The sequence below is a fragment of the Oceanispirochaeta sp. M1 genome, from assembly GCF_003346715.1.
In the GTDB taxonomy this organism is placed as follows: domain Bacteria; phylum Spirochaetota; class Spirochaetia; order DSM-2461; family DSM-2461; genus Oceanispirochaeta.
Genome location: NZ_QQPQ01000022.1, coordinates 1 through 24,912 on the forward strand (window position 1 = coordinate 1; position 24,912 = coordinate 24,912).

The following is a 24,912-nucleotide window of genomic DNA, read 5'->3' on the forward strand; positions in this document are numbered from 1 at the left end:
AGCGTGGATCTTGAAGAGGCAGGATCAATTAAATCTTATTCCAAGACTCAATTGATCAGCAGTCTTGCTGTCGAGCCAACTCAAGATACGACAATATCTTTTACGTCAACAGTCTATGATAGAGCCGATAATGAGCTCCCTGTAAGTGATAGCTCTATTACTTATGATAATGATGCACCCATTATCAGTTATTTAACCCTCGCATTTACAGATAATAATACTATTGTCAGTGATGGAATCGTTGTTGATGGTGGGACGACCTATATCAATGGTTATGCGAATGATACGGATACTGATATATCACTAAGTGTTAATGATGGCAGTGGAGGCACGTCATTGTCGGATCTGGATGATAATTTCCGCGGTTATCAATATACTTTTGGTAGCTTTACTGGATCTGAAACCAGTGCTGATGACATTAGTGCCGATTCTATCGACTATTCGACTTACTCGGCGGATGCTTTACAGGGAAGTAATACTCTTACGCTCCGGGTATATGATGAGGCAGGTAACTATGATGAAAAAACAATAGGTTTTACCCTGGATACAGAAAAAGAGAGTGCAATTGATTCAATTACTGGAATTGATACTGATGAAGTCGTAATTACATTTAAGGATGCTTATCCCGGAGGCAGTAGTATAACCCTTGCGGATTCATTACCTCAAAATAAAACACCAGTTCTTTCTAGTGGGAATACTGTATATACATACACTACTACTACATATGTTTTTAATGAGCAGAGCTATGTAATCTCGGATGATATATATCCAGATACTGCGGGTAACCCAAACTATACTGATTATACACTCACTTCAACTGGAGCTAATGCTGATTCAGGTCTATCCACCCCCATCATGACCCTCCAGCCGGATCTCATCCCTGATACTACCCCTACAAGCTACAAATCAGTCAGAACCTATGACTATTCATCCAGTAATTCCATTAGAGCTGAAGAGGGTGAACAGTTTGTTTCGGCCGATATGTCTGAAATCAGTTCTCATGAGAAGGCTAGTGCTTTTATGGCTTATCCTGTCAGTTACAGAAGAGGATCTGCCGCAGTTGATATACCTGTTCCTGATAGGATTATTGAAGATCTTGATACCTCGGATACTGTTCTTAAGGGAGCAATGGATGAGATCGCCTTCAATGAAGCAGAATATGAAGCACAGCTCCAGAGTCTGATGACTCCGAAGTTGTCCAGAGCTCGTTTGAAAGATATGGTCAATGCATTAGAACCGGTTATTGTTGAACCTGAAACCATAACCGTATCGGCAACTCCATTCCTGATGGGTGCTGCAACAGAGATTCAGGTTGTTGTGGGTACTGAGAGTGAAATAAGTGAAAAAACTTCGGGTGCACTGCTTATTCAGATTATGGGAGTATTGCTAATGGCTTTGCTTTCCATCGGATTTGTAATGGTTCTGAAGAAAATGAGTAAAACATGAAATCCTTGAAGCGGACTCAGATCCTGCTGTTATCTTTAATTATTCTCACGGTTGTACTGCTATTAGTGTTTAGAGATAAGTCTGCTGGTTTGGCGAAGACTCCTGAACCGGTAGAAGAGGCTGTTGCCGTATTGGAAGAGCCTCCTCAGGTCATGGAGCCTGCTCCTGCTGTTGTCGAAGAGCCTCCTTTGGTCAGGGAAGAACTTGTTCTCCCAGAGGCTACTTTTGTTGAAGATGCTCCTGTTGTTATACAGGCTCTCCCCTATGATCAGCCCCCTCTTATGCCGGAACCCGGGGTAGAGTTAATTCTTGAAATAGGTCAATCTGCCATCCTTCCTGACGATTGGAAAAACTTTGTTACAAGATCATCAGAGAGTATTGAACCTCCGGGTAAAGACCCGGTTGTTCCTGAACCTGATGTGCCTGTTATTATTGCCGTTGAAGAACCCCGGGAGGAAATTCCTGAGGAAGTCCCTGTCATAATTGCTGCAGATGAACCTGTAGTTGTAATAATCCCGGAGGAAACTCCTGTAGAAGAACCTATGATTGTTATAGTTCCGGAGGAAACTCCTGTGGAAGAACCTATGGTTGTTATCGTCCCGGAAGAAACTCCTGTAGAAGAACCTATGGTTGTTATCGTCCCGGAGGAAACTCCCGTCGAAGAACCTATGGTTGTAATCGTTCCGGAGGAAACTCCCGTCGAAGAACCTATGGTTGTAATCGTTCCGGAGGAAACTCCAGTAGAAGAACCTATGGTTGTAATCGTTCCGGAGGAAACTCCTGTAGAAGAACCAATGGTTGTTATAGTCCCGGAAGAAACTCCTGTAGAAGAACCAATGGTTGTTATAGTCCCGGAGGAAATCCCTGTAGAAGAACCTGTTCTGATTGTTGAAGAGGAACCTTTAGAAGAAGAGCCTGCGGCCCTTGTAATTGCTCCTCCCGAAGCTGAACCTGAAGAAATTGTGGTAGAAGAACTTGTAATTGAAGAGGCTGTTGAAGAAATAGTTGAAGTTCCAGTTGTTTTGATTGAAGGTCCCCGGATTCTGATAGACAGTCCCCGTCCTGATGGATATTACAGATCCTCCCTATTGCTGGAAGGAAAGTGTATTCCTGTAGAAGAAGGGGATGAAGATAGTCGTGTCCGCTCTCTGACCTGGAAGATCCCTGGCATGGGTGATTATACTAATACAGTTTTTATGGATGAAAACGGCAGTTTTCAGATGGATCTGATGACAGCCGGTCTTGAGGGGACTCAAGTTCTTATTCTGGAATCAGAAGACTTTGCAGGGCGTGTGAGTCGGCAGAGTTTTAACCTTCAGGATGGAAATCAGCCTCCTGGTATTGTGACAGATGTTGAAACTGCAGAGAGAAGCTACGGAGCTCTATTGGCTGTTAAAGGTCAGCTGATCGATCCTTATAAAGGAATTGCCGGGCTGGAGGGTATTCAGTCTCTGACCTACAGGCTTGTTCCCCAGGATCGTGAACTGGGTAATGAGGCATTAAGCGGTTCGATCCGTGTGGAAAGTGACGGAAGCTTTAATATGGCCCTGAATATGAAAGACCGGATGGGTGAGCAGATGCTCCAGCTGGAGGCCCGGGGGAATAATGATTCTCAGGAAACAGTGGTGATCCGTCTTGTTCCCGGAAGCGGAGATATTCCGAGCTTTGCCATGGAGCCTCAGGATGGACGTCTTGTATTCTCATGGGAAGAAGTCAGCGGTGCTCTCGAGCAGAACCTCTATCTTAATAATAATCCGGGTGTAGAACCCGATAAGAATCCTGTCGCCAGCTTCACTAATATTAAACCTCCCCTTGTTCTCGACAGAACTGTCAATGGAAGACTCTACAGGGCAAAACTTGAGATTCTGACTGAAGAGGGACGTTTCTGGTCAGAAGTGAGTGAGGCTGTACCTCTTGCTCCCGGCACATTGGATTTGAAAGCCGAGGGGGGATTTGAACAGGTCAGGCTGAGCTGGAATTCCATTTCTGCTGCCGACTCTTTCAGAATCTGGAGACGAACAGAGGATGAGGAAAAGTTTTCCCTCCTGGTGGATAATCACAGGGGTCAGGAATATATCGATGCAACAGCCACCTATGGAGTGAGCTATTTCTACCGTATAGAACCTGCTGCGGTTTCAGGACCTTTGAGTTATGCCGTACCCGCAGCCAGTGTGGAATCTCCCTCAGAGAAGATTACTCTCTCCTCCCACTATAGACAGATTATTCCCGAGAAGATCTCGGTGCAGGGTGACTATGCCTATATCGCTGCCGGTGACGGCGGTTTTCATATCATGGATATTTCAATTCCTCAGAAGCCTGAGAGCATCGGATTCCTTGATCAGAAGGGAGTCAAAGATGTCTATCTGGGTGAGGAATATGTATATCTGGCTTCCGGGGATGAGGGCTTTCAGGTTGTAAATATTGAAGAGCCCACCAGACCCTATACTGTAATGTCCCGTGTAACACCGGGGGCTCTTTCGGTAGCAGGAAGAGACAATTTTGTATTTCTGGCAGACAGCCAGCTTGGACTTCAGATCTTTGATATTTCAGACAGACAGAATCCTCAGCGTCTCAGTACCATGCGTGATTTGAAAATTACACAGCTGGATCTGCAGGATTCCTATCTCTATGGTGCAATGGGTGATGACGGAATGGTCCTTGTGGATATTTCCAACCCCTACAGTCCCAGGCTTGTTAATACAATCGATGAATTTCCTGTTCATGACATTCTTGTAAAGGATGGTCTTATCTATCTGGCCTGCGGTTCTGAAGGGATGATTATCTATGAAAAGAGATCGGAATCTGAATGGAATGAGCTGAGCCGTTTTGCCAGCCGTGATGCCCGCATGATCCGTCTATGGGAAGACTATGCCATGATTGCTGATGGAAAGGGCGGAATGAAGGCAGTTGATGTGAGCCGTCCTGAAGATCCCCGGAATTTCGGTATCTTCGGCGGTACTGAGGTCAAGGCTCTGGCCATGGCCGATGATTATGCACTTCTTGCGGATATCGGCGGTCTGAAGGTTGTCCGGACATACCTTTTCGGTCAGTCCTTTGTACAGCACAACTGGGTTACTCCCGGTAAGGCTTACGGTGTCATTGCAGATGGCCAAAGGCTCTGGGTTACTGACAGGCAGGGCGGAGTTTCAGTATATCAGGCAGGCAGTCCGGCCAATATGAATGAGACGAGTCTCCTCAGACGTTTTGATACAGATTTTGCAGAGGATATTCTCATAAAGGATGATGTCCTTTATGTGGCAGACGGCCCGGGAGGAGTTAAACTCTTCAGGCTCTCCGATTCATCCCCCGAACCCATGCTGGTTCACCCTGTTACCGGCCGTGCCAGACGGATTATTCCCTACGGTTCACAGCTTGCTGTTATCTCATCGGGTGAAGGGCTGATCTTTCTTGATGAAGATACAGGGGGCAGTCATAATCTGACATATGCTTCACGCTTCTATTCAACAGATCCCCGGGATGCGGCATTCTATGGAACAAGTCTGTTTCTGGGTGATAATAAAGATGGTCTTATTCTGGCTGAGAAGCTGGATGATCAGTTTATGGAAACTGAGCGTTTTACAGAGTACCTGGGAATCAGGCAGCTGATGATCAGGGGCGATATTCTTTACGTTCTCCATAAAAAGGGTGTCACATTGCTGGATATCAGGAATCCTGAACATCCTGTTATCAAGGCTGTGATTTCCAGTAATGATGCTGAAAGCATGCAGTATAAGGGTGATCTATTCTATCTGTCAGAGGGAATTATGGGACTGTCAGTGTATAGGATTGATGATGCGCTGCAGCCTCTGAAAGTGTCTCTCTGTGAAGATGTTTTTGCTGTGGATGCCGCCCCGTCAGGCTCATATGCCTATGTTGCTGATATGGACGGCATTTCTGTATTGAAGGTCATAGTTCCCGAGTGGAAGTAAGTCAGATTTTTTTCATATCCGGGTCTTCCGCCGGATTATGAGTCTTCATATACTCATGTTCCTCAGACACATGATTGATGTACTCCTGGAGTGTCCACTTCAGTGATGTCTGAGTCACCATTGCAAAAACAATGTCCTGGGGTTCTGCAGAGATTGATTTTACTGCCCGCATTATAGAGATAGCCCTTGGTTTGGCGGCGACTCCCATAATTACAACTCTGTGCCCTTCGCGAAGGGGATTGCCGCCAACTGTTTTCCCCTCAAAAAGAGATTCCAGCAGTGCTTCCATCTTCATTTTTGTCATCTCATCGGTCATGGGAGCAAAGCTTGTTTGAAACTCTCCACCCTCGGCAGATATTATTTCCAGGGCCTGAGCCGCCTGTTCTTTTGTAAAACCTCTTAAAAGGCAAATTTCCTGTACCATTTTTTAGTCCTTGTTTCTCACTGCTTCCTACCGGGACAGTGGAGGGGGAATAATGCAAATGTACTCCTTTTTTTCTCTCCTTTCCAATGAAATCGTTCTTCTTATTTGACCCGGCGCTCTTCCGGCAGTATTTTAAAGCTATACTATCTATAATTCCTGACGGAGGAAAATATGGCCCCCCAGAATTTTACAGTAAAAGCTCAGGAAGCAATTTCAGAAGCTTCCCGTCTGGCTCAGAAATACAATCACACTCTTATCGATGAGGAACATCTGCTCCTGGCACTGATGGAGCAGGTAGACGGAGTCATTCCGCCTCTTATGGACCGCCTGGGTATTCACAAGGAATCCCTTCAGGATGAACTGGTCTCAGCGCTCCAGTCAAAACCAAGAGCCTATGGTGATACCATGGAAAGTTCGGCCGCTCCTGCATTAAGAAAGATCTTCATGCAGGCGGAACAGGAAGCCGGCAATTTAAAGGATGAGTTTATCTCCACTGAGCATCTGCTTCTGGCTCTCTCTGTTTCAAAGGGGATCGGCAGTAAAATGCTGCAGCGCCACGGAGTCAGTAAAGATGCGGTTCTGCAGGCTCTTGTCTCCATACGGGGGTCCCATCGGGTTACCTCAGAGAATCCTGAAACCCAGTACCAGGTACTGGACCGCTACTGCCGGGATCTGACTGCCCTCGCCAGACAGGACAAACTTGATCCTGTTATCGGCCGGGATGAGGAGATTCGCCGTGTAATGCAGGTTCTCTGCCGCCGTACTAAGAACAATCCCGTACTGATCGGGGAGCCCGGTGTTGGTAAGACCGCCATAGCTGAAGGCCTTGCCCTGCGTATTGTGGAGGGGGATGTTCCCGATTCACTCAAGGATAAAAAGCTTCTGGCCCTGGATCTCGGCTCCCTTGTTGCAGGTGCGAAATTCCGCGGGGAATTTGAAGAGCGCCTAAAGGCCGTTATTAAGGAGATCACCGATGCCAACGGACAAATTATTCTCTTTATAGATGAACTTCACTCCCTTATGGGGGCTGGCGCCGCCGAGGGGTCTACGGATGCATCCAATCTTCTGAAACCCGCACTGGCCAGAGGAGAGCTACGGACCGTGGGGGCAACCACCCTGGATGAATACCGAAAGCATATCGAGAAAGATCCGGCGTTTGAAAGACGCTTTCAGCAGGTCTATACCGCGGAACCAAGTGTTGAAGATTCTATTACAATTCTGCGTGGAATCAAGGAACGGTATGAGGTACACCACGGTGTACGTATCAGGGATGAAGCCCTGATCTCAGCAGCTGTTCTATCAGACCGCTATATAACTTCACGTTTTCTCCCGGACAAGGCCATTGACCTGGTTGATGAAGCCGCCAGCCGTCTGAAGATGGAAATTGAGAGTCAGCCCCTGGAGCTGGACCGTCTGCAGCGGAAGATACTGCAGCTGGAAATCGAGAAGCAGTCCCTCTCCTCTGAGCCCGATGCGGCATCTAAGGAGAGGCTGGCAGTCATTCAGAAGACTTTGAGTAATCTCCAGGTAGACAGAGATGCTCTCCATCTGCAGTGGCAGAATGAGAAGGGAGTTATTTCCGGTATACGTGACATCAACTCAAAACTGGAAGATCTGAAGCGTCAGGAAGCCCAGTATGAGAGAGAAGGTAATCTGGCGGGAGCAGCAGAAATCAAGCACGGTGCCATTCCCCAGGCTCAGACCGAACTGGCTGCCGCTTCTATGGAGCTTCAGCGAATTCAGGGAGAAAAAAGTCTGCTGAGAGAAGAAGTCCGTGAAGAGGATATCGCCAGGGTAGTCTCCACATGGACCGGTATTCCTGTGGACAAGATGCTCTCCTCTGAGAAGGAAAAATACCTGGTTCTTGAAGAGATCCTCTCAAAACGTGTGATTGGACAGGAGTCAGCCGTACAGACTGTCTCTGATGCTATCAGGAGGAACAAGAGCGGCCTCTCCGACCTGGGCAGGCCCTTGGGGTCATTTATCTTTCTAGGACCCACAGGAGTGGGAAAAACAGAGCTGGCCAAGACTTTGGCAGATTTTCTTTTCAATGATGAAAAGTCTCTGACCAGGTTAGATATGAGTGAGTATATGGAGAAGTTCTCCGTCTCCCGCCTGGTAGGAGCTCCTCCGGGATATGTGGGTTATGAGGAAGGGGGACAGCTTACCGAAGCCGTACGCCGCCGTCCCTATTCAGTCGTACTTTTTGACGAGATTGAGAAGGCACATCCCGATGTATTCAATATTCTTTTGCAGCTTCTTGATGACGGACGCCTGACAGACAGCCAGGGCAGGGTTGTCGATTTCAGGAATGCCATCATTATCATGACCAGCAACCTGGGTTCTGAAATAATTATGGAGAAGGGGACAGGAACCGAAACAAACAAATTGCTCCAGGATCTTTTGAAACGGACTTTCAAGCCCGAGTTCCTGAACAGAATTGATGATATTATTACATTTAACAGCTTGCAGAAAGAGCATATCAGAGGAATCGTACGTCTCCTGACTGCTCAGCTCACTGAGCGTCTGAAAGAGAAGAAGATGAAATTTGATATCAGTGATGATGCCCTGGACTGGCTGGCGGAAGAGGGATTTGATCCTGCCTTCGGAGCCCGTCCCTTAAGAAGAGCCGTTCAGAATCTGATTCAAAATCCTCTTTCAAAGGAGCTGCTTAAAGGAACTTTTCTTGAAGGGGATACGGTGTATTGCAGAAAAGAAGGGGATCAGCTGGTTTTTAAAACAGAAATTTAATTCTTGATTATAGACGGCGTCTGGGAGAAATCCCGGCCTGAATGAATCAGCGTCTAAGATAGGAAAGAGTGGGGGGGAGGACGATGTTGTTTCCGAACTTGTCCTCTCCGTAGCCGTGGTTGGCCAGGGTCTCAAGATCCTGAAGGACTCTTTTGTCTCCCTTGAAGCTGACCGTCGTATCACTGACAATATCGATTTTACCCATAGCCAGATAGAGAGCAATTCCTCTCTTGGAAAACTCACCAAGAGTCTCATTCTCCAATGGAGTCAGGTCCTCAAATGAAAAGTTATTGTCGTAGATCATTATTTTCTGTTTTTCCAGAAGATCCAGAAATACGATTCTCAGAATCTTTTTCATCAGGGGAACATCATACTGTGCCGAAATATCCTGGGCAATCAGTTTATGGGTTACCAGGCACTGGGAAACACTCTTCCGTTTGACCTGATTGATCTCCTCATTGGCTCTGAACAGTTCCAGAGGCATGGAGGCGTTATACTCATTATTTCCCAGCATCATGGTCACATCACTTCCGTAATGAACAACAATCTTTGCTATCAGAGTAGAGGGCCGCACATGGAATCCTCTGTAATTGGGGATGGGAACTTTGATCTCTCCCATCTCGGCGTAATGCTTCAGAATTTCCTTACATAGTTTCTGTGAAGCAAGAATATAACGCTCTGGAAAGGAGATGAAGTACTGCATCAGATGTGTGAGCAGCTCCTTATCCTGTACCGGAGCAGTGAGCACTGTCTTTTCATGAAAATACAGGCTGTGTCTTTCATAGTAATGGGTCATGTTTGTGGCGCATTCCAGCAGGTGGTAGACCACGGATATATGTCCTCGAAGTACGGGGAGGCTGGGATCTTTCTGGGCTACATCGGAACCCGAAAGGTATGTGTCATAAAGGGATTGCAGATTATGAAACTTATTTTCAAGAAGTCTCAGTTTCTCTTCGGAAACCTCTTCGGGAATGGCCGCACTGTACTCTTCCTCATTCAGCTTCTTGTAGATTTTAAGCATGATACTCTCTTCTGCAAGATTCAGAAATGAAGTTGCCAGATAAACTGCGGTTTTACCGGGGTATTCAGATGCCTTTCTGATTCTGTCTGAATGCAGACGTCCCAGAACTTCATTTTCACCGAAGCGGTATGAGCTCATTGGTTTAAGATCATGATTGATATCCAGGCTTTCATTCAGCCGGCATATCTCTTTACAGGATTTCATCAGTATGCTGAAAATTGATGCGATCATACGATCTGTAGCATCAGCAAAGTTCTCATCCAGCTGAACAAGATTGTAAGAGGGGGCTGCGTTTTTTATATGAAGAAGGCTGTAGCCTACCTTTGAGAAGGCCTTGATAACAGCGGTGATTTTTCTTAAAGGACTCCATTGGTCATTATGCTGAGCCCCGTAGGCATCCAGAAGTTCCTCACAGCGTGAGGATTCCAGATACAGGCGCCCCAGCAGGGGTCTGTTGACTTCTTCAGCCCTGTATTCACTGAGTCCTGTAGATATGGACAGCAGATCCTGCAGGTCTTCTGCAATGGATGTCTTAAATGCTTGATTCTCTATTGTTTGCATACTTTCATCTTTGGAACCTGTCTTAATAATTAAATTAAAACCGGAGATTCTGCAATGCTTTTCAGACTCTTTCTTTATTTCTTATCATTAAGCAGGTTGAGTCTTGTGAATATATAGTCCAGATCGTCCGATTTCAGAGTATATTTTTGAATCCAGGTAGCCTCCTTTATTGGTTTGTAGTTGGGGTCATAGAGAAAAATCCGGCTTTGGGGATTATTCTTGTCAAACCAGGCATTCAGATAGATTCTTCCCCGGTCAATCTCAAGGCAGGTGGCTCCGAATCTGTGGATAACGGTGCCCGAATTAAAAAGGCAGGCTATGGAGAGGGGATCATAAATGCTGCCTCTGCTTTTATAGTCTTCATTTTCAAGGAGCTGCTGAAGAATTACGGCGGTGTTGCGGATTGCATTTACCAGCTCTTCATCCACAGGCTCTTTCTGCAGCATATATTCACGGATCATCTTGTCTATCCGGATCTTCAGATATTCCTCTTCTGAATGGCCTTCAAACAGGGCCCGGTGTGTATGTCCGGCCATAGCAACAATACCTTTTTTCCTGGCAAATTCAAAAATCCTCTGTTCCGCCTTCAGGGGTTTATCGCTCAGAAAATCTCTCTTGATATTATTGATATGAAGAGGGTGGGCCAGATAGCGGAGGAAAAATTGATTAATCCTGTGTTTCATGGGGGAATTGTAGAGAGAGGCCTGATGTCCGTGGAGTACAAGTATCTCCTCTTCTTCGTATTCCAGGATCACTGAAGGGAGAATTTCACTGTTTACTTCCAGTTCCGCAGCACTCCGTCCTGTTTTCCAGGCAAAGGAAGGGCCGCTGTCATGATTACCCTGAATCTTATAAAGACCCGGGCCATTTTTGAATTCAAGAAAAAGGATGTATAACTCTTCCCAGGCCTGACTTATGGTGTGAAGTCTCAATCTGTGCAGTTCTTCTATGTCACCGTTCAGGATCAGGGTATAACCCCGGGGGAGATACCACTCCCTCAATACAGTCATTACCAGCTGTGCATTCTTTTTAAATTCGTCACGGTGTCTGCCGCTTCCCAGATGGAAATCGCTCAGGACAATAATTTTGCTTTTCTTGTCTATCTCTATCCGTCTGGCACGGTCGTATGTCTTTTCCAGGTTCTCCTGTATGATATTTCCTACCAGCAGAGTTTCTGCCACATTTCTACCTCTTGGCTAGATGCCTTCTATATTATACAAGTTTAGTACATGGAGTCCTAAAATGAAATTTATTCCCGGTTTAGAGTCAGCGGAGACTTCCGGTTTTGGCTGTTATATCATATTTTCCGAAAATGAGCGAAGTATTGCTGTGAATCAGAGGGGAATTCCCTTTCTGGATTCATCTCCTGAGATTAATGACACAACTGATAAAGCAGCGGATAAGCTTTTTATAGGTACAGTGGATTGTAAAAACTGTACTGTACTGTCGTTCAAGGAAAAAATAGATCTTCCATCAGCCCTGGAATGGACCGAATTTATTACTGTCTTCAGAGCCATGGACGGGGAGAGACAGTTCCCTTTGAGCCAGGCAAAACAGCTTCTTGAATGGAGCAGGACACATCGTTTCTGCGGAGCCTGCGCTGCCCGGACAGTAAAGTCTGAAACAGAGAATGCATATCACTGTCCTGATTGTAAAGAAGCCTGGTATCCGGTAATAGCACCGGCTGTTATAACAAGAATTACCAGGGGAGATGAGATCCTTCTGGCTCATAATGTGAACTTTCCCGAAGGTCTCTATTCTCATGTAGCCGGATTTGTGGATCCAGGAGAAAACCTGGAACAGACAGTCCGCAGGGAAGTCATGGAGGAAGTGGGGCTTGAGGTGGAGAATCTACGCTTTTTTGATTCCCAGTCCTGGCCCATGCCGCACTCTCTGATGCTGGCATTCACGGCCGAATGTACCGATCCGGATGCCGTACCAATCCCTGACGGCAAAGAAATCGATGATGCTAAATGGTTTACCAGAGAGACTATGCCCGAGATTCCGTCAACCGGGAGTATTGCCGGCAGAATGCTGATGGATTATCGCGATAGGCACTGACCCTTTCTGAGGCTTTCCTAGAATCTGTAACCCGCCCTGAACAAGGGGGTAAACATATGGATATTCTTGCTGTTGATCGCCAGAAAACGGTAAGCCGCACCAGTCTGAAAACGGAATCGTCCTACAGGAAATACAAGCGCTCCTTCAAGGGCATAGACTGCTCCGAAGGGGTGGTCTTTTTCCTCAGGGTAGGCAAAGAGCTCTTCCGAGTCTATTGCTATTCCCAAACCGACTCCAGCTCTGAAAGTGAAGTTCAATCCCTTCTCCCTCTTTGTTGAGTAGTAGATGTACGGGTAGTTCAACAACAGACCGAGCTTAACTCCATCCATCATATTGAATGAGCTGAGAATACTGATCTCTGTCAGATTTCCAATTCCCATATTTCTAAGTATCTTTTTGCGGCTGCCAAAGTCAATTTCGAACCCTGCGCCCAGGCCTCCCCAGCTGACATTGGGACCGGGAAGCTGAAACTCCATTATCCACAGATCGTAATTCACTTCCGGATAACTCCAGCCCGGGAAGTGCATGCTTATGGGATAATGAATATAGAGTTCAAATCCGGTATTAAAATATGCCTGCTGCTCCTTTTTGTAGGCTTCCAGTTCCGGATCTTCAGATTCTCCAGAGTCCGCTTCTGATGGTGGAACCGGGGTTTCCTGAGCCGTGAGAATGGTTATATTAAATACAAAGCTGCACAGCAGCAGTATGATTACTTTTTTCAAAATCTGTAGCCTCCTGCAATCCAGGGGTACATGGAGAAAAAAGAGCCGCCTGTGTAAGATGTGAATCTAAAATCAAATCCGCTTTCTATTAAAACTCCGGACTGCCATATTTTCTGCAGACTGCTTCCACCACCGAAGGATATTCCTGTATCACCCTGAATCGGTTCACCGAATATCCCATCTTCATTGACCCATAGATAGCTGACTCCCATGCCCAGGCGGGGTATGAGAGACCAGCCCTTTGTCAGCTTTACCTGATAGTACATAAAGAAGCCGGTGAATAACTCGGAGTATACAAAGGGGGCATTTTTATAGTCCAGGTGTGAGCTGTTTACAGCCAGTTCCACACCCAGAGGGCGGAGGCCGGTGGCTTTCCAGAATCTGGAGTTTACCAGCTCATGCCGGGCTTTAAGGAGGAGTCCAAATGGTATAGGGTCAGAATCACCGTGGCTCTGATCCAGGCTGACAGCAAAATTATATCCTCCCAGAACACTGAAGGTATCAGAGGGCGGCGTATGACGGATTTCAATCATCTCAGGTGCTTCTTCCATGAAAAAGGCGTTCTTTTTCAGATCCGATTCTCCCGAAGGGTTAATTAGTTCAAGGGAGTAGCGCCCTGGTGGTCTGTTTCCTGTGATCAGCGAAATAAGAAGAAGTTCCCCGGATTGCCATTTTACTTCATAAGGTGTGAATTCCTGGCCCTGACGGGTTATCCGTACTTCAATTGTTTTTTCAAAGTTTTTACCCCTGACTTCAATATCGTTATATACCTGCTGCTGTTGAATATCCCGCAGGCTGACATCTTTTATTTCAGGTTTGATAACAGGGTGAAGAGTAAGGGGAGTGGCTTCGCCAAGGTCTTCAAGTCCCGAAGGATTCAGGATGTAGAGCATGTAGTTTCCCGCTGTCAGGGTGTTCAGGTCAAAATGAAGCTCAACTGTCTCCCCTTCAAGGGATGTTATCTTTCCGGCAGTCCTGTTTTTTTCTTCATCAATAAGGAAGAACTGACTGTCCTCCACAGCCTGATATACCTGGGCTGTAAGCAGCAGATCACCTTCGGATCTAAGGAAGTATTCCCGGGGTGTGAAATCCCTTATCACCGGCTGCAGGGCCTCCCTTATTACAAGGGGCTGCCAATCCGTGGAGTTTACGGTGTTCTTGAATTTATTAAGAACGGCAATCTGAATCTCATATTCACCCGGAAGAAGAGAGAAGGTATATTCAGCCTCTCTAATCTGGGTCCTTACTATCTCTTCTTCTCCCTGCCTGATAATAACTTCATAACCCCAGGCACCCTCAATGGCGCCCCAGGATATATACTGTTCAACCAGTTTTGTCTCTGCCGGCAGATTCCAGGCAGTGAGAAGGAGTATCAGGAGGAAAAAAACTTTAAAATTAACGCGCATACTGCAGCTCCGGTGAAAGTATATCAGGTATCTCCGCTATCTCCGGAAGTGTCAGTTCAAAAGGGACGCCGAGAACAGAACTTTCCTGGAAAATCTTTCCATCCATCTCTCTCACGGCCTGAACTTCAAAGCGGAACCGCCCGATATTCAGATCTTCCAGCTTAGTAAAATTATACTGCGTTCTGCTCCATTTTTCTTCCTTGAATATGGCTTTTGCCGAAGCTTCCGGATAAAGAGCTACTCTGTAATATGTAGTCTTGGGGATGGATGACCAGCTGAATTTCAGATCATCCCTTGTCTCCATGTCAATAATCTGTTCAGCCAGGGGTTCAAAACTCTGTACTCCGGGCAGGGGAGGTACTGGGCTGACGGAAAAGGAGTAGATTGTGGAGTCAGGTGATTTATTGCCCTTCTCATCTTTTGCCATAAGCTGCAGATAATAGCTTCCCTGATCCAGATCCGGGATGGCTCTGTTGAGAGTTCTCAGTTCTTCATCCAGTATGAGTGTGCTGAAGTTAGGATCTTTAGAGAGCCTTATTCTCTGTCTGGCCAATGGGGGAGTCTGTACCCATCTGAAAGAGGGTTTGTTGTCTATTATATTCAGACGGGAGATACTCTGTTCGTTGGCCGGATAGGTCAGGCGGGGAGCTCCGTAATCCTGGACCTGGTCCAGGTTGAATGAACGGATGGCACTCCGGCTGCTGTTTGTAATTCCGCCATCGAGAGGGGTATGAGCCTGGACATGAAGGGTATATCCTCCGGCACGCAGATTCCGCTTCTCTATAATACTCCACCCGGTTTCAGCTGAGGATTCCCGTTCCATGGAGGGGTAGGCAGCATTTCCGGGAATCAGATCTGCCGTATAGTAGGATGCGCCGGCTACAGGCTGCCATCGGATATCAAGAGGAGTAGAACCAAGGAGAGAGAGTACTTCAGTCTCATTCGGGCCTGTGATACGAGGAGGACTCAGCCTCTGAACCATTTCAAAATCAGTCTGACTGCTTAACAGGACTATATTTTCATTTTCATCCAGAACAGTTACCTGCCAGTAATACTCTCCGGCACCCGGCAGAACAATATTTATGGATGTTGAATTGGTAACCTGTGTTACGAGGGGCAGACCTCCGCCGCTTTTTCTAAAAACTTCCACTTTATAGGGGCCGTCCAGAGTACTTTCCCAGGCGAAGTGGATATTATCAAAGCTCTCAACAATGCTGAGGCTTTCGGCTGCGGGTTTGACAGGATCGATGGAAAGTACTGCTTCCATAACCGTAAACTTCCTGAATTCAGAAGGAGGAACGGCTTTATTCTCCCGGTCCAGTCCTTCAATCATCCAGTAGTAGTCTCCCTGAGGGGGAAGATCCTCCATCAGATAGGAGTTTCTGCTGAGCCATTGGTCCGTGAGTGGGGCATTCATCTCCCTGTCTTTTGAGATAAGGATATGATAAGTACCGATCTCCCTGTCCGCCTTCCAGCTGAATCTGAGTCCCTCTTTGACTTTAAGAGGATTAACCGTTTCATCCGCAAGGGGAAGAATCAGCTGTGCCGGATCCTGACTATCATTCTTTTCAATAAAGAATCGCCTGACTTCCGGGCTTGAATAGGCTACCAGATCGGCAGCGGTATATTGGGGAATGACCCTCCAGAAGTAGCTCCCCTCCGTCAGGCTGCTGATGGTGCTGAAATTATTCGGACCAGATGTATTGCTCACAAGGCTGTTGAATCCGTTGTCTGTGGCGATCTGCAGCCGGGAGCCGTTGGCCAGGGTTGATGCTTCCCATGAGAAGGCCAGGTCAGGGGCTGTGTTGCGGTATTCAAAAACCTCATCCACATAGGGAACCTGCTGGTCGGGAGCATTGTCTCTGATAATTACAACCCGGTTGGGAGGGCTGTGATACTCGGTACCGTCAGTAAACTCTCCGCTGATCCGCCAGTAATAGGTTCCGGGAATGGAGTTCATGGAATAGAGCTCGGTGTTTCGTCCCAGTTCATAATCTGTAAATCTGAAAAAATCCTTGTATTCTCCAATCTCAAGACGGGGATTATTCAGAGGTAGAATGGATTCCCATGAGAATTCCATGGGGACCGCTGCCGATGTCGTGACTATAAGACGGTTGTTGGAGGGATATTTAAGTTTAACCGCTTCCTGTTCCACTATGATTTCATCACTGATGCTGGCTCTGTAGTTCTCTTCTATATTAGTTGTCTTACCATCTTTGGTAATATCGATAGTACCTTCATCAACAGAGAGATTGATATCTTCTCCATCCTGTTTGTTCAGGGTTACACTGGCTCGATTCAGGGCAATAACTGTATCTTCGGATTTAATCTGGAGGTCCGAATCACTACCGCTTGCGGCTGCAGAGATATTTCCGCCCAGAAATTCAATGCTTCTGGCTTCTTCTCCCCACTCAAGAACAATATAAGTGTTTGACGCCAGAGTTATTTCTGTGCCGTCAATCAGTTTTATTATGGCACCGGCATTATCAATTGTTCTCAGGCTGTCATAGTTATAAACAGGAGCACTGGTCTCAAGCTCACCCCAGACGGCGCGTCCCGAAAACTTTCTCTGAGCTCCGTTTTCAATAAAGGTGATCTCTCCGATCACCTCTCCACCCTCATTGCCTATCTCGCCATGGAGGTCTTCGTAGAACAAATAACCGGCCCCGGCGAAAATAGAGAGGAGGAAAATACTGAGAAAGATGTCTTTAATCAATGATCTCATATTTGACTTCTTCTTTCTCCATGTTTACATCAGCAATATTGTCAAAGTCGCCTGTTATGCCGACCTTCTCTCTCAGTTCCTTCATGGATCTTGGTCTGTCCGGATTATCCATTCGTCCCAGCACCGCATAGATCTGCTGGGGTTCGGATTTTCCTTTAACCATGATTTTATTCATGGGAACCAGATCGAAAATACCCTCTACGATATCCGCAGTACCCTGTGAAATCAGTACATCCGAGCCCATGGGCTTATTCAAAGCTTCGATACGGGATGCAAGGTTTACAGCATCTCCGATAACCGTGTATTCCATCCGGTAGTTTGACCCTATCTGTCCAGCCAGAACTTCACCGCTGTTCAGTCCGCATCCGATCTTGATAATTGGTTTACGGTCTCCGCCGCGGTCCTGGTTAAACTTTCTAAGAGCTGTACGCATGAGAAGTGCACCGTTTACGGCATTTTCCGCATCGTTTCCGTGGGAGATGGGAGCACCCCAGATGGCCATGATTGCGTCACCTATATACTTATCTACAGCACCCTTCGTCTGATTCACACAGTCTACCATAAGGGTCATATATTCATTGAGGAAGATTACAACCTCTTCAGGAGTCAGCTGTTCAGATATTGCCGTAAAGGAGCGGATATCCGAGAAGAATATAGTGGCATTCTTGATCTCACCTCCGAGCTGAATCTCTCCCTTTTCGGCAAGTTCGGCTACCTCTTTGTTTACAAAGCGTCCAAAGGCATCTTTGATTCTTTCTTTCTCTTCCAGACCCATTCCCATGTTGAGGAAGGCTCTGGTCAAAACTCCCACTTCGTCCTGGCTCTTGGGTTTGAGATCCAGTGTGTAATTCCCCGCTTCAATGGCCTGTGTTGCACCCACAAGTTTCCTGATGGGACCGGAAAGGGATTTTGAGTAGTAGTAGATGATCAGAATAGCCAGGGCTACAAACATGATCATCAGAAGTATGTTCCGCCGCTGAATTCTGTATATAGCTTCAAAGGCAAGTTCCTCGGGTACCGTTGTAATAACACCCAGGCGTCCAAAGCTGATTTTTTTGTACGATCCGAAAAAGACCTCTTTATCTTCCTGCTCATAGCGGATCTGTCCTGTGTTTACAGCCGAAGAGAAGAGTTCTTTTACAATGGTCAGGTCTCCCAGGTTCACTCCCGATGTGACAATAGTCTTATCAGGATGAGCTATCAGGTTTCCTGTGGAATCTACTATGAAAGTGCTTGTGATTCCTCTGGACTGTACGGCTTTCTGAAGGTTGTCCCTTATATCCGTCAGTATAAAGAGGGTTTTAATTCCCTGTTCCTGTTTGTAGGGAATTGTGATTCCCAAAACGGGTATGCCGAAGTAGGTGGATACGTTGAATACTGAGGCAGTTCCGCCCTTAGCAAGACGGATCTGTTCACTGTGGTCGTCTATGACTCCCTGAATAAAGGATTCAGATACATCCAGTTCCGCCAGAAGGCTTTCATTGTAGAAGAGCCGGCCTTCTTCGGTTATTCCGGCAAAGAGGATATTTCTTTCACTTCTGAAATAGTAGCTTTTAAAGTTCCTCTGACTGACAGAATCCTCGTCTCCTACTCCCAGAAGAAGGAGTGAGGCGCTGTTGCCGATAGCCAGAAGACTCTCTTCAACCTGTGCCGCGATTGTCTCAGATATCTTAAGGTTACTCTCTTCCACTCTGACCTGACTGTCCTGAAGAAAGAAATAGGTAGCCAGCATGATCATACCTGTGAGGGCAATTATAATGATCAGTGAGGTAATAATACTCATCTTTATCCCGATGGGATATTTGATGGTTGTTCCCGGTTCAGCCTTGCCCCTGCGATTAAATTCGGAGTTCTCTTCATCCAGCTGATCCAGATCTTCCTCTTCAGGATGAGTTATCTTTTTTTCTGCTACAGGAAATTCGCTTTCTGCAACAGATTCAGGATCAAAAAAGAGTGTCTGATCTTCCAGATTTTTTGTTTCTTCAGGGTCAAAATCCAGTTTTTTATCGTCAGGTTCGGCATTTCGAACCAGTTTTATCTTCTGATCAGGGCCGGAAAGAGTGGAGAGAAGTCGAACAGGAATCCTGTTTTTCTCCCAGAACCGTTCCGGTTCAACCCTGCTTTTGATTATAAAATAATAGGGAAGAGTCGGTGCATCGGCTTCTTCCTCCAAAGGGAGTTCCAGAGGCCCGTGAAACTGAAGACTTCCCTCCTGTTTCCAGGTTCTCAGGCTGTCGACAAGGGATAGGGGATTTTCCCATTTTGCTAAATCTATATAGGCGATTGAGAGGTATTCTCCCCTGCCTGCCTGATGAAAGACGGGGTCCGGAACCTTCAGATCCCAGTCACCTGTCCGGGTACGTTCCATGGATACTGCCCGGAGGGGGAAACGTGCAGGAAGGCTGACACCCTCTCTGGCAAAACGCTTGATTATCCATTTTAGAGATTCTTCATTTATTCTTTCGACAGATGGATATATCATTACCTGGGAAGGAGTTATGAAGCTTCCATAGTCTTCTGCCATAGTGATGCTGTCATAGATTTGACGGATCTGTTTCATGAGTGTCAGAAGAAGAGACTTTTCTCTTCCTGACAGGCGTCTTGAACCGGAAGCCTTGCTGGTCAGGTATAATCCGCCCAGAAAACTCAGTCGGCTGAGGCTTATCAGGTTTAAAAAACCTGCAAGGTAGTGGAGTTCGGAGAATGCGTGGATCAGCCCGCTGCCGGTTCTGCCGCGCTGTGTGGCTGACTGCCGGATCATAGATTCCGTCTGGGAAATCAGAGTCTCCAGATTTTTCAGGTTCTTCTTGAAATAGGGTAACAAATTCTGAGGCATGCCCTTCTCACTTCCTGGGGATTGAGGGAAGCCTGATTTCAAACACAGGGTCCTTCCTCTCATCTTATTATCTGCCGAAATACTCAAAAGAATGAGTAAAAGTTGACCAGCTGTTTCTGCAGAATCTCCAGATTCTTTTGGGAAATCTTTAAATATGCCCTGATAGATCCCCTTAATTACATTATAATAAAAGTTAGGTATTCCTGCCTCTTTTTATATCAACCGGCTTTACTACTTCACTTAAAAAGGGGTCTAGCCGATAAATTTAAAAAATGTTCCCGGAGGATCAGGTGCCAAGACAGAACAATACATTTATAAGAGCGGCAGCCGTTCTGTTAATATTGTCATTTTTCATTTCCTGCTCCGAGCGCTATCCTTTTTTTATACAGCTTCCGGAATTTGTAGAATCTGAACCGGGAGATGATAGGCCGGGAAAAATGCTGAGTATTGTCTGTGTAGATGAAAATGCAGTCATCCGTTATACAATTGATGATTCAACACCCAGTGAAATCCATGGACTAATATATGAAGAACCTCTCTATCTGGCAGCAAATACGGTCCATATTCAGGCAGTCGCCGTACGTGTCGGTTACCCCGCGGGACCTCTTGTGGAGTATTATTATGACCCCCAGGATTAGTCTGTTTTGCATCATACTGATAATTCTTCTCTTTTCCTGTTCCCAGCCTTCTGATATGGAGGATCTAGGGTTGCTGGATACGGAGTTTTACTCATTTGATCTGTACATAGATGATAATGCCGGTCTTGCCTTTGATGTGACAGGGCAGCAGGATGGAAATACTATCATCCTCGAATATCCTGATTATTCTATTCCCGGATTTCAATGGGCACCCCGATTCTCTACGGATGCAGTTTCTGTGGAAGTGGAAGGTGTGGAGCAGAGCAGCGGGAGCTCTCAGGTCAATTTCAGTAATCCTGTTACTTATACACTGACAGCCGACTCCGGTATGATTCAACAGTTTGATGTGGAATTGATCCTGCAGCCAGGTTGGCAGGATCTGGGTTCCAGTCCGGTTCTGGCAGCAGCCCTGGCTGCTTCCATAAGAACTGGATTCCTGAATAATGTGAGCCCCTACATTGTCTATCGAAATAGTATAAACGACTTATCCGCGTATACCCTTGATATGGTGGATGGAATTACCTGGAACCCCTTTGGTATAGGGGCTAATAATGTTGAAAATTTTGACTCACAAATCTGGAATTATCAGATTTGGTCTGTATATCAGACAACCGGGCCCGGAGGTAATATTGAAGCCCAGTCCTGTATCCCTCCTGCTGCCTGGTCCGGTCCTGTAATTGCGACCCCATATACCGGCAGTGCAGCCGGTTTACATAGCTTCACGGCATCTTCAAACTATCTTTTTGCTGCATGGATTGATGATTCATCTCTAAGCAAAAATCCTGTGGTCTGGGCTTTTGATGGTGCTGCCTGGCAGCCCCTGGGCAGTTCAATGGTTGAGGATGCTTATGGAGTATCACTGCATGCCCAGAGTTTCAGAGCTGTCTCGGACGGAGGGGCAAATGTTTTTGCAGCCTGTACTTTTGGAGAAGCAGAAGGGCTGATTCATCTTTTTAAATTTGATAAGGGTTCCAGTGCCTGGACCGGTGTCAGTTATGAGAGCAGTTCTTCTTCTGAAGATGCCGACAGAATCATAATCGATATGTTTTACGACAATGAAAAGCAGGCTCCAGTCATTTTTACGCGGAGCAGTAATCATAATTATGAGAATACCTTTACGATACAAGCACTCTATTACAATGAGCTGGCCGGAGTCTGGACAGATCTTGATTATATAGAAGCTCTTTATATTCCTGAATCTGATTATACTTCTCTGGATATCTGCTGGTTTGAGAACAGCCCTTCCATTGCCTACGGTACAACTGTTCTCAACTGGGATGGTGAGTCCTGGGTGAAAATAGGCAATGATAGTTCTCCTTCAGCACCTTCAGTTCAGTCTCTATCCAGGGGAGTGATAAATACTTATTTCACAGCTATGAAAGATGATGTTACAGGTGATTTAATAGGGAGGTTCTATCAGTGAAAAACAGGACTCTTAAAATTACTACAACCCTGTTAATTATTTTTCTCATCATCCTTTCCTGTAAAGAACCATCTATTGATCTCAACCCTGATAGTGGTGATCAGCTCATTAGCTCATTCTTATTCAGCAGCAGTATAAACACAGGTTTTGAGTCGGATCTTGAAGCCGAGATACAAGGCTCTACAATTTATTTTAATTTATCATCAGGTACAGACAGCAGCTCTCTGATTCCCAGTTTTGAACTCATTGGCAAGGGACTGCAGGTTGATGGTATATGGCAGGTGAGCGGTAGTTCTGTGCAGAATTTCTCAGCGCCCGTTTTTTATGATCTTATCAAGACAGATAACAGCCGGGTTCAATACACAGTTGTTGCGGGTCATGGGGATAATGATTCAACGTCTTTAAAATCTTTTGCTTTTCAGGCTGGTCTGAATGCAGGTCTTATGGTGACAGTCGATGGTAGAATCGATGGTGAATCTATTGTATTTGATTTTCCTTTTGAAACAAATGTGCAGCCGCTGATCCCCAGTTTTGTAACATCCGGGACGGCTGTTGTCAGTTATAATGGAGTTGTTCTTAACAGCGATGCTGCCCCTCTTCTTAATCCTGCAAATGGTGGAACTCTCAGAGTCGATTTTGATGATGGTACAACAAAGATCTATACAGTTAAAACCAATGTTGAAGTTCAGAAGTATATCCATGTTTCAAATACTGGTTCAGCCGGAGCATCAGGTTCCCAGAATAATCCTCTCAATGATATAGAAGAGGCAATCTCGGACGCCGCCAGTAAAGGAATTAAAGAGATAAGACTGGCCATCGGCACATACAATCTTAGTACGAATCTTGTGATAGAGGATAATCTTTCAATCCGAGGCGGCTATGACAGTACAGACTGGAGTTTAAGGATGTATGAGAACCCGGATATCAGGAATGGCACGATGTGTAATATCATCCTCACAGGAGGAGGTTCCGGGACTGCCGATGAGCATAAGGGATCAATTACTTATAAAGGTGCTGCCGTAGGTCCCAATACAATCCTGGAGGGAGTGCGTGTCTCTGCCATGGGCGGTGTAGAGAATTTTACATCGGCTGTTACAATCCTTGATGGAGCCTCTCCCACTATCCAGTATACAGACCTCTTAGGCTCCTCAGTATCAGATGGCAGTGCCCTCTCTGTCTATAATGCCTCCCCTTATATCTTCAGCTCTCAATTATTGGGAGATGCCGGTACGTATTCTGTTGGTTTAAATGTCGGATCTGACGGAGAACCTAGGGTTATTTCTTCACGAATCAGTTCTTATAATCTTGAGGCTCCCCTCTCAAGCACGGGAGTTGCCCTGCAGCTCGATGGCAGCGGTGCGGGTGGTTGGTATTACAATAATTTTATTGAAGGCAAGGGAAGTACTCAGGGCATGGCTGTCAAATTAAATGAGTCCGGCGGCTCCTTTATCAATAATATTTTTTCTGTTGCAGCCGGAATGCCGGCGGATATCTGCTTCCTGGAAAACGGCAGTGGAATGAGACCGGATTTACTTCAAAATAATAATTTCAGCTCTTATAATCTGGGAGTACCCCTTTATGTTCAAGATGGATCTGTTCTTTTGGAAAAAGCGAAGGAGATAAATGCCCTGGGATATGCTGATTCATCTTCCAATTCAGATTATCGTTTTCTTAATTATTACAGCTATATAAATGATTGCTTATTTGTTCCATCATCCACAGTTCCCCTAACTGTAGCCTATAAGGGGCAGACTCTCAGTTCTGTATGGACTCGTGATCTATACAATAATCTTCATAATGATAATGACGGAAAGAGCTGGAGCAGGGGTCCTGTTGAAGTAGATTATACGGTTCTTGGAGGAGGGACAATTACTGTCACAGATCCCGGTGGGGATCTTTATGACGGTATCTGGAACAATCTGACCCTCAGAGAGGCTATTCATGTCTGTAATACAGAATCAGATGTCAATACAATTGTATATCCCTCTGGTAGTTATACACTCAATCTGATTGAGTCTCTTTATATCAGTTCTGATCTTAAACTTATGGGTTCTGACGGCGGTCTGACTGTCATTGGTAACGGTATGGATCCCCATATAATTATTGATGACAAAGACAGCGGCAGTGATAAAGTTATTTTTCTGCGGAATATAAACTTTAACAGCGGCGGTAATGCAGGATCCCCGGAAGGTGGTTCAATTATCAGTAGAGAAAAGCTGATGGTTTATAACTGTATTTTCAGCAGTAATCAAGCCATGAAGGGTGGAGCAATCTATCAGGAAGGGGGAGAACTTTTTATTGCCAACACAATCTTTGACCAGAATAATGGCAGTAGCGGAGAGGGGGGAGCCATCTACAAGGTAAACAGTTCCCTGGTAGGCATTAATATGGTTTTCACAGGGAATCAGGCGAATGGTGGAAGCGGAAATGGCTCAGCTATATACATGGAAGAGTCTGATGCTGCAATTACATTTTGCAGCTTCTCTACAAATGCTGCAACCGGCAGCGGGACTGTTTATGGAGTCAATTCGGATATTCATTTGCTGAGCAGTATTTTTGTTAATAATACAGCTGCAGGACTCACTGATTTTGATTATTCAGGTGGTGCTTATGATTTGACTGCCTCTATCATTGAGTCCCCGATTTATCTTGATCCCCCTGATACGATTCAGGGACCTCCCGGTGTTTTCAATACGGCTTCCCCCAGTGGTACGGATGGTATCTGGAAAACTTCTGATGATAATCTTCATTCCGCCAGTAATGGAGAGCTTATGTATGGTTTTGGACTAGAGAGCCATATCATAACTAAGTGGACGGATGCAGATGGAAATGAAGTTACCGGTGAGCCCTTTCCCTACGATTTGAAAATGGCTGACCGTGTTCAGGACGGAGCTCCTGAAGCAGGTGCATATGAGGGTGTCCATGTCCCATAGCTTACCGAGTTCATAAATTTGAAGAGCCGGAAGATC

Annotated in this window: 14 protein-coding genes; 7 read left to right on the forward strand and 7 right to left on the reverse strand. The window is 45.9% G+C overall.

Translation table 11 applies throughout. The annotated features are described in order from the left end of the window. Both DV872_RS26610 and DV872_RS15710 read left to right on the forward strand, forming a co-directional pair. On the forward strand, nucleotides 1–1,446 hold a 1,446-nt coding region (locus DV872_RS26610; RefSeq protein WP_158547003.1), incomplete at its 5' end, for a hypothetical protein. Next, a complete protein-coding gene (locus DV872_RS15710; RefSeq protein WP_114630903.1) occupies nucleotides 1,443–5,375 on the forward strand; it encodes a hypothetical protein in 3,933 nt (1,310 codons plus the stop codon). The genes DV872_RS26610 and DV872_RS15710, both read left to right, overlap by 4 nt. Before the next feature lies 1 nt (nucleotide 5,376). Here DV872_RS15710 and DV872_RS15715 read toward each other — a convergent pair whose 3' ends face one another. Further along, nucleotides 5,377–5,799, reverse strand: coding sequence for a DUF3783 domain-containing protein (locus tag DV872_RS15715; protein WP_114630904.1), 423 nt, complete (start codon nucleotides 5,797–5,799; stop codon nucleotides 5,377–5,379). 171 nt (nucleotides 5,800–5,970) lie between these two features. On the opposite strand from DV872_RS15715, the gene clpB reads away from it, so the two are divergent. Next, a complete protein-coding gene (gene clpB / locus DV872_RS15720; RefSeq protein WP_114630905.1) occupies nucleotides 5,971–8,550 on the forward strand; it encodes an ATP-dependent chaperone ClpB in 2,580 nt (859 codons plus the stop codon). Between the two features lie 46 nt (nucleotides 8,551–8,596). Here clpB and DV872_RS15725 read toward each other — a convergent pair whose 3' ends face one another. Continuing rightward, the gene (locus DV872_RS15725; protein WP_114630906.1) at nucleotides 8,597–10,132 is read right to left on the reverse strand and encodes a hypothetical protein; all 1,536 of its coding nucleotides are present in this window, start codon (nucleotides 10,130–10,132) and stop codon (nucleotides 8,597–8,599) included. A 74-nt stretch (nucleotides 10,133–10,206) separates the two neighbouring features. Further along, the gene (locus tag DV872_RS15730; RefSeq protein ID WP_114630907.1) at nucleotides 10,207–11,313 is read right to left on the reverse strand and encodes a metallophosphoesterase; all 1,107 of its coding nucleotides are present in this window, start codon (nucleotides 11,311–11,313) and stop codon (nucleotides 10,207–10,209) included. A 61-nt stretch (nucleotides 11,314–11,374) separates the two neighbouring features. Here DV872_RS15730 and nudC point away from each other — a divergent pair, with 61 nt between their 5' ends. Further along, entirely contained in the window at nucleotides 11,375–12,193 is an 819-nt protein-coding gene (nudC, locus tag DV872_RS15735) for an NAD(+) diphosphatase (protein WP_158547004.1), read from the forward strand. A 17-nt stretch (nucleotides 12,194–12,210) separates the two neighbouring features. Here nudC and DV872_RS15740 read toward each other — a convergent pair whose 3' ends face one another. Genes DV872_RS15740 through DV872_RS15755 form a run of 4 tightly spaced genes read right to left on the reverse strand, consistent with a single transcriptional unit; the run spans nucleotide 12,211 to nucleotide 19,882 of the window. Continuing rightward, nucleotides 12,211–12,915 (reverse strand): hypothetical protein, encoded by a 705-nt coding sequence (locus DV872_RS15740; RefSeq protein WP_114630909.1) that lies wholly within the window; start codon nucleotides 12,913–12,915, stop codon nucleotides 12,211–12,213. Then, entirely contained in the window at nucleotides 12,912–14,321 is a 1,410-nt protein-coding gene (locus tag DV872_RS15745) for a hypothetical protein (RefSeq protein WP_114630910.1), read from the reverse strand. Before DV872_RS15745 ends, DV872_RS15740 begins: the two co-directional genes overlap by 4 nt. Further along, nucleotides 14,311–17,046 carry a FecR family protein gene (locus DV872_RS15750; protein ID WP_114630911.1) on the reverse strand — a complete coding sequence of 912 codons (2,736 nt, stop codon included), beginning with the start codon at nucleotides 17,044–17,046 and terminating at the stop codon, nucleotides 14,311–14,313. Before DV872_RS15750 ends, DV872_RS15745 begins: the two co-directional genes overlap by 11 nt. Continuing rightward, complete coding sequence (locus DV872_RS15755; protein WP_158547005.1) at nucleotides 17,030–19,882, reverse strand: adenylate/guanylate cyclase domain-containing protein; 2,853 nt, start codon at nucleotides 19,880–19,882, stop codon at nucleotides 17,030–17,032. The genes DV872_RS15750 and DV872_RS15755 overlap by 17 nt, the downstream gene beginning before the upstream one ends. Nucleotides 19,883–20,172: 290 nt before the next feature. Between DV872_RS15755 and DV872_RS15760 the strand changes: the two genes are divergently transcribed. Genes DV872_RS15760 through DV872_RS15770 form a run of 3 tightly spaced genes read left to right on the forward strand, consistent with a single transcriptional unit; the run spans nucleotide 20,173 to nucleotide 24,876 of the window. After that, entirely contained in the window at nucleotides 20,173–20,520 is a 348-nt protein-coding gene (locus DV872_RS15760) for a chitobiase/beta-hexosaminidase C-terminal domain-containing protein (protein WP_158547006.1), read from the forward strand. Further along, on the forward strand, nucleotides 20,504–21,943 hold the full coding sequence (locus DV872_RS15765; protein ID WP_114630914.1) for a hypothetical protein: 1,440 nt from the start codon (nucleotides 20,504–20,506) through the stop codon (nucleotides 21,941–21,943). The genes DV872_RS15760 and DV872_RS15765 overlap by 17 nt, the downstream gene beginning before the upstream one ends. Beyond that, the gene (locus tag DV872_RS15770; RefSeq protein ID WP_114630915.1) at nucleotides 21,940–24,876 is read left to right on the forward strand and encodes a hypothetical protein; all 2,937 of its coding nucleotides are present in this window, start codon (nucleotides 21,940–21,942) and stop codon (nucleotides 24,874–24,876) included. Before DV872_RS15765 ends, DV872_RS15770 begins: the two co-directional genes overlap by 4 nt. Nucleotides 24,877–24,912: the final 36 nt, after the last annotated feature.

What these genes read in the sequence shown, in the direction of transcription:
- DV872_RS15750 (WP_114630911.1), bottom strand. Translation starts at nt 17,046, where the DNA reads ATGAGATCATTGATTAAAGACATCTTTCTCAGTATTTTCCTCCTCTCT.
- DV872_RS15725 (WP_114630906.1), bottom strand. Translation starts at nt 10,132, where the DNA reads ATGCAAACAATAGAGAATCAAGCATTTAAGACATCCATTGCAGAAGAC.
- DV872_RS15765 (WP_114630914.1), top strand. Translation starts at nt 20,504, where the DNA reads ATGACCCCCAGGATTAGTCTGTTTTGCATCATACTGATAATTCTTCTC.
- nudC (WP_158547004.1), top strand. Translation starts at nt 11,375, where the DNA reads ATGAAATTTATTCCCGGTTTAGAGTCAGCGGAGACTTCCGGTTTTGGC.
- DV872_RS15715 (WP_114630904.1), bottom strand. Translation starts at nt 5,799, where the DNA reads ATGGTACAGGAAATTTGCCTTTTAAGAGGTTTTACAAAAGAACAGGCG.
- DV872_RS15755 (WP_158547005.1), bottom strand. Translation starts at nt 19,882, where the DNA reads ATGCCTCAGAATTTGTTACCCTATTTCAAGAAGAACCTGAAAAATCTG.
- DV872_RS15745 (WP_114630910.1), bottom strand. Translation starts at nt 14,321, where the DNA reads ATGCGCGTTAATTTTAAAGTTTTTTTCCTCCTGATACTCCTTCTCACT.
- DV872_RS15710 (WP_114630903.1), top strand. Translation starts at nt 1,443, where the DNA reads ATGAAATCCTTGAAGCGGACTCAGATCCTGCTGTTATCTTTAATTATT.
- clpB (WP_114630905.1), top strand. Translation starts at nt 5,971, where the DNA reads ATGGCCCCCCAGAATTTTACAGTAAAAGCTCAGGAAGCAATTTCAGAA.